Annotated in this window: 8 protein-coding genes; 6 read left to right on the forward strand and 2 right to left on the reverse strand. The window is 49.0% G+C overall.

Annotated features, from left to right (window positions below; genetic code table 11):
• Positions 1 to 172 precede the first annotated feature (172 nt).
• Positions 173 to 715, forward strand: a complete 543-nt coding sequence (locus F4X88_01785; protein ID MYA55002.1) for a hypothetical protein — start codon at positions 173 to 175, stop codon at positions 713 to 715.
• Positions 716 to 755: 40 nt separating this feature from the next.
• Here the strand turns inward: F4X88_01785 and F4X88_01790 are convergent, their stop codons facing one another.
• Together F4X88_01790 and F4X88_01795 are read right to left on the reverse strand one after the other, a co-directional pair.
• Positions 756 to 2,564 (reverse strand): ABC transporter ATP-binding protein, encoded by a 1,809-nt coding sequence (locus F4X88_01790; GenBank protein MYA55003.1) that lies wholly within the window; start codon positions 2,562 to 2,564, stop codon positions 756 to 758.
• Positions 2,565 to 2,789: 225 nt separating this feature from the next.
• A complete protein-coding gene (locus F4X88_01795; protein ID MYA55004.1) occupies positions 2,790 to 4,460 on the reverse strand; it encodes an ABC transporter ATP-binding protein in 1,671 nt (556 codons plus the stop codon).
• Between the two features lie 262 nt (positions 4,461 to 4,722).
• Between F4X88_01795 and gnd the strand changes: the two genes are divergently transcribed.
• The 5 genes from gnd (at position 4,723) to F4X88_01820 (ending at position 9,132) form a co-directional block, all read left to right on the forward strand.
• Positions 4,723 to 6,288, forward strand: coding sequence for a decarboxylating NADP(+)-dependent phosphogluconate dehydrogenase (gnd, locus tag F4X88_01800; GenBank protein ID MYA55005.1), 1,566 nt, complete (start codon positions 4,723 to 4,725; stop codon positions 6,286 to 6,288).
• A gap of 172 nt (positions 6,289 to 6,460) precedes the next feature.
• Positions 6,461 to 7,357, forward strand: coding sequence for an HAD family hydrolase (locus tag F4X88_01805; protein ID MYA55006.1), 897 nt, complete (start codon positions 6,461 to 6,463; stop codon positions 7,355 to 7,357).
• Positions 7,358 to 7,370: 13 nt separating this feature from the next.
• The gene (locus F4X88_01810) at positions 7,371 to 8,480 is read left to right on the forward strand and encodes a D-2-hydroxyacid dehydrogenase (protein MYA55007.1); all 1,110 of its coding nucleotides are present in this window, start codon (positions 7,371 to 7,373) and stop codon (positions 8,478 to 8,480) included.
• Between the two features lie 71 nt (positions 8,481 to 8,551).
• Positions 8,552 to 8,806, forward strand: coding sequence for a type II toxin-antitoxin system HicA family toxin (locus tag F4X88_01815; GenBank protein ID MYA55008.1), 255 nt, complete (start codon positions 8,552 to 8,554; stop codon positions 8,804 to 8,806).
• Positions 8,803 to 9,132, forward strand: coding sequence for a type II toxin-antitoxin system HicB family antitoxin (locus F4X88_01820; GenBank protein MYA55009.1), 330 nt, complete (start codon positions 8,803 to 8,805; stop codon positions 9,130 to 9,132). The genes F4X88_01815 and F4X88_01820 overlap by 4 nt, the downstream gene beginning before the upstream one ends.
• Positions 9,133 to 9,237: the final 105 nt, after the last annotated feature.

The following is a 9,237-nucleotide window of genomic DNA, read 5'->3' on the forward strand; positions in this document are numbered from 1 at the left end:
GCAAATGGCGGTGTATATTGGCTAACAAAATTTGAATTTTTGGAACAATATATAAAATGCCATGAACCAAATAGGGCTGAAAAAATTCAAGTGAGCGTGTTCGATCACCTTTAGATTAAACATGTCAAATACTATGAACCAGATAGAACTCAAGAGAACGATACGTTACATCTTGGATAATATAGATGGCAGTAGACGCGTGCTGGATAGCGTAGCAAGTATTAGAAAGCAATTAATTGATTTAACCCTTGAAGAACAAGTTATTTCTGAACACGATTTTTACAAAATAAGTAGCGTTCTGTCCACACAATCAAGGAGTCCTTTGTGGGAAAACTATTTCATAAAAAAGCATGATTGTCAAAGAGTCAGTAAAAATGAGGATAGAGGCGATTTAAAAAGGAACGGCAGATACTATGAGTATAAAAGCTCGGGTTACAATCAGGAGGATTCCGTTCATATTCTTCAAATTAGACCATGGCAGGATTGCGATTACATTATTCAGTCAATCTCTGATGATGGGGCGACCACATTTGTTTTAACGCATGCAGAAATGATGGTAGAAATGGATAGACTGAAAGCCTCTCCCGCACATGGAACTCGAAAAGCTTTAGAGGATAATAGAACTATAGAATATATGATGACTGTGAAAAGGGGTTCCGCAGATTGGGATAGATGGATTAGCAACTATCGCAAAGAGGATGATATTTTTCAATAAACATGTTATCCCGCTGGAGCCGTGGAAAGAGTCTCTGTGTCTAAGAATTTCCTTTCTCCTGCCCCTTGTACTGCAACTGATACAACCGATAATAGATACCTTCCTGTTGTAATAACGCGTTGTGTGTGCCGGTCTCCCGGATTTCACCGCGATGCATCACGATAATTTTGTCCGCATTCTGGATCGTCGAAAGTCGGTGGGCGATGACGACGGAGGTGCGATCTGCCATTAAACGCCGAAGTGCGTCCTCAATCAGGATTTCGGTTTCGGTGTCAACGCTTGAGGTCGCTTCGTCGAGGATGAGGATACTCGGATCGGATGCCAAAGCCCGCGCAAAGGCGACCAACTGTTTCTGCCCAACGGATAACCCCCCGCCATCCTCTTTAATCTCTGTGCCGTAGACCTGCGGCATCTTCTGAACGAACCGATCTAAATGCACGTCTTCCGCGGCACGTTTTACCCGCTCCGACGAGATTGACGCGTTCCCCAGACTGATATTCCGTTCGATGGAGTCCGAAAAGAGGAAGATATTCTGTTGCACAATGCTGACGGCTTCCCGTAATTCCTGGATATTCATCTCTCGGATATCTACGCCGTCAATCAGGATCTGTCCCTTGTTAATTTCATAAAATCGACAGAGCAGATTGATGATGGAGGTTTTCCCCGCACCCGTATGCCCCACGAGTGCGACCTTTTCACCCGGTTTCACTTTGAATGAGACATCCCGCAAAACGTAGTCATCGTCGTTGTAGGCGAACCAGACGTTTCGGAATTCGATCTCTCCTTTCAAAGTCTTGGTGCCGCTTTTAGAGGCGGCAGAGACGATAGAGGGTTGTGTATCCAGCAATTGGAAGATGCGTTCAGCAGATGCCATCGCGTTTTGGAAGATGGTATATTTTTCGCTGAGTTCTCGGATGGGCCAGAAGAAGCGTTCAGCGTAGCGGATGAAGGCTAACAGCACGCCGAAGCTCAACGCGCCTTGCACGACCTGTCCGCCCCCGTACCAGATAATGACGGCTATCGCAAGAGAAGCGGTCACTTCAATCAACGGATGGAATATAGAGAAATAGAAGATACTTCGGAGGTTCGCAGCGAGGTATCTCCGGTTGCGCTCGTTAAAACGGAGATGGCTCCGTTGCTCCTGTGCGAAGAGTTTCATCGTCGTCATACCCACGATGTTTTCTTGCAAAAAAGCGTTGATCCGTGCGAGTTGTTTCCGTTGTTCCCGAAACGCACGCCGCGAATAAATCTGATAGACAAGCGTCGCACCGAAGATGATTGGGATTACGGTGAACGTCACGAGTGCGAGCTTCCAGTTATAAAGGAGCATTGCCACCATGATCCCCAAAATCTGGAGCAGATTCGCGAAGACAGTAATCACACCAGAGGCGAAAAGTTCGTTGAGGACCTGCACATCCCCCATGACGCGCGTCATCAGTCTACCCACCGGATTTTTATCAAAAAATTGAACATCCAAGCGTTGTAGGTGTGAAAAGAGCGTTTGTCGCAGATCGTGCATCACGTGTTGCCCAATCATCTGCATGCGGTATTCCTCGAAGTAACTAAAGACGAACTCACCAATCAATGCGACTACGAAAAAAATCGCGATTGTGCTTAATCCTGACATTATGCCTGGAGTAATGTGCTCGTCGATACCGCGCTGCAGTAGGTAGGGTCCAGCCAAACGTGCAAGCGTGTTCCCGACCATGAGCAATCCGATGATGAGCAGCTGGAATTTGTAGGGTTTGAGATACGCCAAGAGACGCCTCATCAACACCCGGTCATAAACTTTCCCGAGGTCTTGCTCCTCATCGCTATATTCGTATAGTTCACCTCCCATGCCGAACATAGGTGGATTCCTCCTTTGTCAATTGTTCGTTAAATCAGTTTTCAATTTGGCTTTCGACGCTTCGCCAAAAGCGTGTAGCCTGCAACAATACGCAGAAATACCCCGGGGAATGCCACACGGAGAACCTTCATACCGTTGATTCGCAAAAACACGCAGGCGGGTCTACGGAGAGGCACTTTCAGGACCCAGCCTACCTGACCGAACCGCAAGGTAAAATTAAAAAAATTAAAATTCCTCAAGTTCCTCTTGTAAGAGTTGTGTTTCGTAGATACCGGCGTAAATCCCGTTATGCGCAATCAGTTGTTCGTGCGTGCCCGTTTCAACGATGCTTCCGTCATTGAGGACGATAATATGGTCGGCATTTTTGACGGTAGAGATCCGATGCGAAATGAGGATAGTCGTGCGGTTCTTCATAATTTCGTCGAGTCGGCTGAGAATGGTATCCTCCGTCTGCGTGTCCACGTTTGCGAAGGCATCGTCAAGGATAAGGATTTTGGGTTTGATGATGATCGCGCGCGCCAGTGCACTCCGTTGGCGTTGTCCACCTGAAATCGTTATCCCACGTTCACCGAGGAAGGTCTCCAATCCGTCAGGGAATTCCTCAATTTGTGCGAGGAGGTCTGCGGAGTGTGCCGCTGCTTTCACTTCTTCATCGTCCGCTGCCTCGAGACCGTAGGTGATATTGTTTCGCAGATAGTCTGAGAAGAGAAAAGGTTCCTGCTCTACAAATCCGATATTGGAACGAAGCACGTTTAGCGGTATATCCTGAATATCCACGCCGTCGATAAAGATCGTGCCGCGTTCTGCTTGACGAATACGTGGAATGAGGTTGACGAGCGTAGATTTCCCAGACCCTGTCCCGCCGACAATCGCGAGCGTCATGCCACGCGCAATTTTAAGGTTGATGTCTTTTAGGACCGGCGTTCCGTCCGGGTAATCAAAGTTCAGGTTTCTAAACTCAATTTCGCCTTCAATATTTTTCATACCCCATTTCACCTGCTCACCGTCGAAGATTTCTGGTTTTTCATTGAGGACTGCGTTCATCCGATCCATGGACGCGGCACCGCGTTCAAAGGTGTTGACAATAAAACCGAGGGTAATCATCGGGCGGACGAGCATCATGAGATAGGCACTGAACGCCACAAAATCGCCGAGGGTAATCTTCCCTTCAATGACATGGAGACCGCCCATCCAGAGGAGAACCACACCCCCGATCCCCGGTAGAAAGCGGAAGAGCGGGAAGAAGAACGTCATCAGTCGGATTTGCCGGTGATTCCGTTCGACAAACTCGTGATTCAGTTCCCCGAAATGCTCAACCTCACTCGCCTCAAGCGTATAGGCTTTCACAACACGGACACCGGATAAATTTTCCTGGACCTTGGTATTCAGCGTTGCGAACGCCTCTTGGATACTCTCATAATGGGCGTGTAACCGTTTTCCGAGGGAGCGAATCAAAACTGCGAGAATAGGGTAAGGGAGCAGCGCAACTATGGTCAGGCTTACATCGATCTGTAGCATGATAGTGAGTGCGAGTCCGAAAAACACTATCGCGTCAGCAGTGTACATGATCGCACTGCTCAGGACCATCCTGATAGCGTTTAAGTCGCTGGTGGCGCGGGTCATCAGATCGCCAGTGCGGACGTTATCGTAATAGGAGGCGGAGAGTTTTTGGAGATGCAGAAAGAAGTCGGCGCGGAGGTGAAACTCCATCTGTCGGGCGACCCCTTGGATGATGCGGCGTTGGGCGAAGCGAAGGATACCGGCAAAGAACGCGACCCCAAAGATAAGGAGTCCGAAAAAAAGGATACGCCTCGGGGAGACTGTAAAGTTTGGGTCCTCAATCGCGAGCTGTAGCTCATCAAAAACCCTTTGCAGGATCTCTGGGCTGATCAGCAAAAGTCCATTCGTCAAAACCACGAGGCAGAAGCTGATGGCAATGGCGTATCGATACCGAATAACGTACTTCTTGAGACCTAATAGACTGCGAATGATGAAACTCCTTTCCGACGGCTGCGTTTTGCGACGTGGTGTTATGTGAAGAGGGTATTTCTAATTTTGACGTGAATTTCGGCTATCTGTATTAATCAAGTTTCAAACTCAAAATTGGTAGGCGAGGTTTCTAACCCTCCCGAGTTGGAGGGTGACCATCTATTGAGGTATGGATGCGATTTGGGTAAATGAAAATAAAAATATATTTGACACCATTTCTCAGGCAGTTTATCATATACAGAACAGACACTATCATAGGAGGAAAACAGATTTGGCGGCAGATATTGGACTCATCGGATTAGCAGTGATGGGCGAAAACCTCGCCCTGAACATGGAAAGCAAAGGGTTTGAGGTGGCGGTTTTCAACCGGACGGTCTCACGGGTAGATGCTTTCATGGCAGGTGCTGCGCAGGACAAAAATATCACAGGGGCGCATTCCATTCCAGAGCTCATTGGGAAGTTAGACAGTCCCCGAAAAATTATCTTGATGGTGAAAGCAGGCGAACCCGTCGATGCGTTTATAGGGCAATTGGTCCCGCATCTTTCAAAGGGCGACCTCATTATTGACGGCGGAAACTCCAATTTCAACGACACTGTCCGTCGGCATGCGACGTTGGCGGAGCAGGACATTCTTTTTATCGGCACGGGTATCTCCGGTGGCGAAGAGGGCGCGCTCAAGGGACCGGCGATGATGCCGGGCGGTTCAGCCGAGGCTTACGCACTTGTAGAACCCATCTTTACGAAAATCGCAGCACAGGTGGAAGGCACACCGTGTTGCTCCTATATCGGACCCGATGGCGCAGGGCATTACGTCAAGATGGTGCATAACGGCATCGAATACGGCGACATGCAGCTGATATGTGAAGCCTACTCCCTGATGAAAGGGATCTTGGGCATGAACGCCGACGAGATGCACGAAGTCTTCAGCGAATGGAATCGCGGTGAATTAAATTCCTACCTCATCGAAATTACCGCAGACATCTTCACACAACTCGATAAGAGCGGCACACCTTTCGTTGATGTTGTGCTGGACCAAGCCGGGCAGAAAGGCACCGGCAAATGGACGAGTATCTCAGCACTGGATCTCGGTATCTCCGCACCGACGATCGCTGAGGCGGTTTTTGCGCGGTGTATCTCTGCCGTTAAAAGCGAACGGGTCGCCGCGGAACAGGTTATCCAAGGACCCGCTGGCACCTATCAAGGCGACCGGGACGAGGCACTCAAAGCGATTCACGACGCGCTTTACGCCGCGAAGATCTGCTCTTATGCCCAAGGTTTCGCCTTAATGCGGGAGGCAAGCGAGGAGTTTGGATGGGATTTGGACCTCGGCACGATTAGTCTCGGATGGCGTGGCGGGTGTATCATTCGCGCAAAGTTCCTACATCGGATTGCAGAAGCGTTTGAACGGAATCCTGAGCTGCCGAACCTTATGCTGGATTCCTACTTCCGAGATGTGCTTGAAACCGCACAACCCAACTGGCGAAGTGTCATCGGTACAGCCACGCAGCTCGGTGTCCCTATTCCGGCATTCAGTTCCGCTTTAGCCTATTTCGATAGTTACCGCAGCGGCAGACTTTCTGCGAACCTGATTCAGGCGATGCGTGACTACTTCGGGGCACACACCTACCACAAACTCGATGCAAATGGAAACACGATTCTCGGAGAAGACGGGGAACCGACGGTGTTCCATACCGAATGGATGCTTGAGGGACGTCCTGAAGTTATTGTTGATTAAATTTAAAATTATTGGGCTCTTGACCTGCGTTTCATCACACGTAGGTTTTCGGTTATCTTGTAGGTGCTTTTTAGGATCGGACCCGTAGCCCGTAATGAAATGGAGGGCGGATTTAAGAATGACACGTCAAAATTTTGACGCACGTCGTTCTTCCGCAAGGTAAAATTAAAAAATGGAACACGGACCACAACAAGCATTATATGATTTTGAACCGCAACACGAGTTTTTCGTTGGAATTGACTCGGACGGGTGTGTCTTCAATAGCATGGAGGTCAAACACAACGACTGTTTCAGCGTGAACCTCGTCAAACATTTCGGTTTGGCATCTCTTTCGCGACAGGTGCATCAGGCATGGGATTTCGTAAATCTCTATTCAAAGACGCGTGGCACGAACCGGTTTAAGGCGATCCTGCTAGTCTGCGATTTTTTGCGCGAGATGCCACTCGTGCAAAAGATGGACGTTGCAGTGCCAGAACTGTCGCACCTCCGGGAATGGTCGGAAACGGAGACGAAACTCGGTAACCCCGCACTGCAAGCCGCGATTGACAGCGCAACGGGGGAACGGCTTGACGAATTAAGCCAAGTGATGGCGTGGAGTCTCGGTGTGAACGAAAGTGTCGCAGAGATTGTCTACAACCTCCCCCCCTTTCCTGGGGTGCGCGAGACGTTACAACGACTTCAGGGCAAATCGGATGTCATCGTTGTCTCCGCGACACCCGATGAGGCACTCATCCGAGAGTGGGCTGAGCACGAGATTGATGCCTACGTTGCACTGATTGCCGGACAGGAGATGGGAACAAAGACGGAGCACCTCACAATAACCACGAAAGACCGGTATCCCGAAAACCACGTCTTAATGCTCGGTGATTCACCCGGTGACCTGAAGGCGGCAAGAGATGTGGGGGCGTTGTTTTTCCCCGTCAATCCCGGTTCCGAGGACACATCCTGGCAACTGTTCCTTGATGAAGCGATGGATAAATTCTTCAACGGGCAATACGCTGGGACGTATGAGGATGCCTTGATTGACAAGTTTCAGGAATTGTTGCCAGAAACCCCTCCATGGCAATAAAAGAAGGGGAAGGTTGGAACGGGGGACCCTTCCCGCGTGCCTTCTTCTGTTCTTCTATCCCGAAGTTCTTGGTGTACATAAACCACGCACGCTGCGCCAACCCAGCTTGGAATTAACCACAAACCTGCCCGACATGGAATGGAGGGCAGTCCAGGAGGTCATAGTTAAAAGTATGAAAATTATACTTCAAGGACGTGTTGAAGGTGAACTGCTTCAAAGATTGGAAAGCATCGTCGGTGATGAGCACACCTTTGTTACCCCAGGTTCACAGGAGGAGCTTATCGAAGAGGGTAAAGATGCTGAAGTCTTTTACGGCTACTGTAGCGAGGACCTTTTTCCGCACCTGCCCAATATCAAATGGATTCAATCTTCCAGTGCAGGCATGGACCGACACATGTATCCCGCCATTCGAGAGAGCGATGTTGTTTTGACGAACGCGGCTGGTTTATACGCGACACACGTCGCAGATCAAGCGTTCGCACTCCTGCTCGGTTTGGCGCGCGGTATCCACGAATCCGTTCGGAATCAGGACAAACACCAGTGGGGCGGTGCCAGGACAATGCCGATGATCGAGATTGACGGTTTCAAAATCGGTATCGTCGGTATGGGCGGCATCGGGATGCAGATGGCGAAGCGCGCAAAAGGCTTTGACATGTATGTGATGGCTGTCGATGCCTACCGCACCGATAAACCCGATAATGTCGATGAACTGATGCCGATGGATCAGCTTTCCAATATGATGAGCCAAGTGGATGTCGTTATGATTGCGTGTCCGTTGACGGAGGAGACACGGGGTCTCATCAATAAGGACAATCTATCGGTGATGCAGCCGACGGCGTTCTTTATCAACGTTGCGCGCGGTCCGATCGTCAATGAACCCGATCTGATTGAGATTCTGCGAGCGGGTACATTTGCTGCAGCTGGTTTGGATGTCACCGAAATCGAACCGCTTCCAGCAGACAGTCCCTTGTGGGATTTCGACAACGTTATCATTTCTCCGCATTCTGCCGGCGGTTCGCAGCGCCGTATGTACCGGATTACCTCATTTTTCTTGGATAACTTGGAACGGTATCTGAAGGGTGAGGAACTGAAAAACGTCGTGAACAAGCAGCTCGGTTTTTAGCGATCGCCTAACTCACATCTTAAGAACCATAAGGCAGTGAGTATATTATCCAAAATCTTAGTCATATAGCGATGAACAAGCGACACAGAAGAATACTCGACGCGATCTTTGCACAACCAATTTCAGGCAACATCAAATGGCGAGATGTTGAGTCTTTGTTAAAAAATTTGGATGCTGTCTTAACAGAACGTACGGGTTCAAGAGTCTCTGTGTCGCTTAATAATAACATTATCGTGTTTCATCGCCCACATCCAAGCCCAAATATGGATAAGGGAGCGATCAGAGATCTACGAAGGTTTCTGCAAAGTGCGGGGATTACACCATGATCGAATACAAAGGTTATATCGGAGTTGTTGATTTTGACCCAGAAATAGACCTCTTTCATGGAACAGTGATTAATACACAAGACGTAATTACATTTTATGGTGCCTCTGTAACTGAACTACGGGAGGAGATGCAGAAGTCACTTGAGGTCTACTTTGAAGTTTGTGAAGAACAAGGAAAAGTGCCAGACAAACCTTTCTCAGGAACGCTGACGATCCAAACAACTCCTGAGTTGTATAGTCGAATTGCCCTGAACGCTGCGCGTCGTCAGTTGGAAATAGATGCCTACCTTCAAGAAGTCTTAGAGAAGGCTGTTTCAGCAAATTAGCAGGATTCCTTATCAACCTTTTTCATGTTTGTTTTCCGCTTGAATCTTCTTTACCAGAAACTCGGGCAGAAAGCCCAATGCTTTAGCTTTGGGATGAATGCCCGC

The organism is Candidatus Poribacteria bacterium (genome assembly GCA_009839745.1).
Classification (GTDB): Bacteria; Poribacteria; WGA-4E; order WGA-4E; family WGA-3G; genus WGA-3G.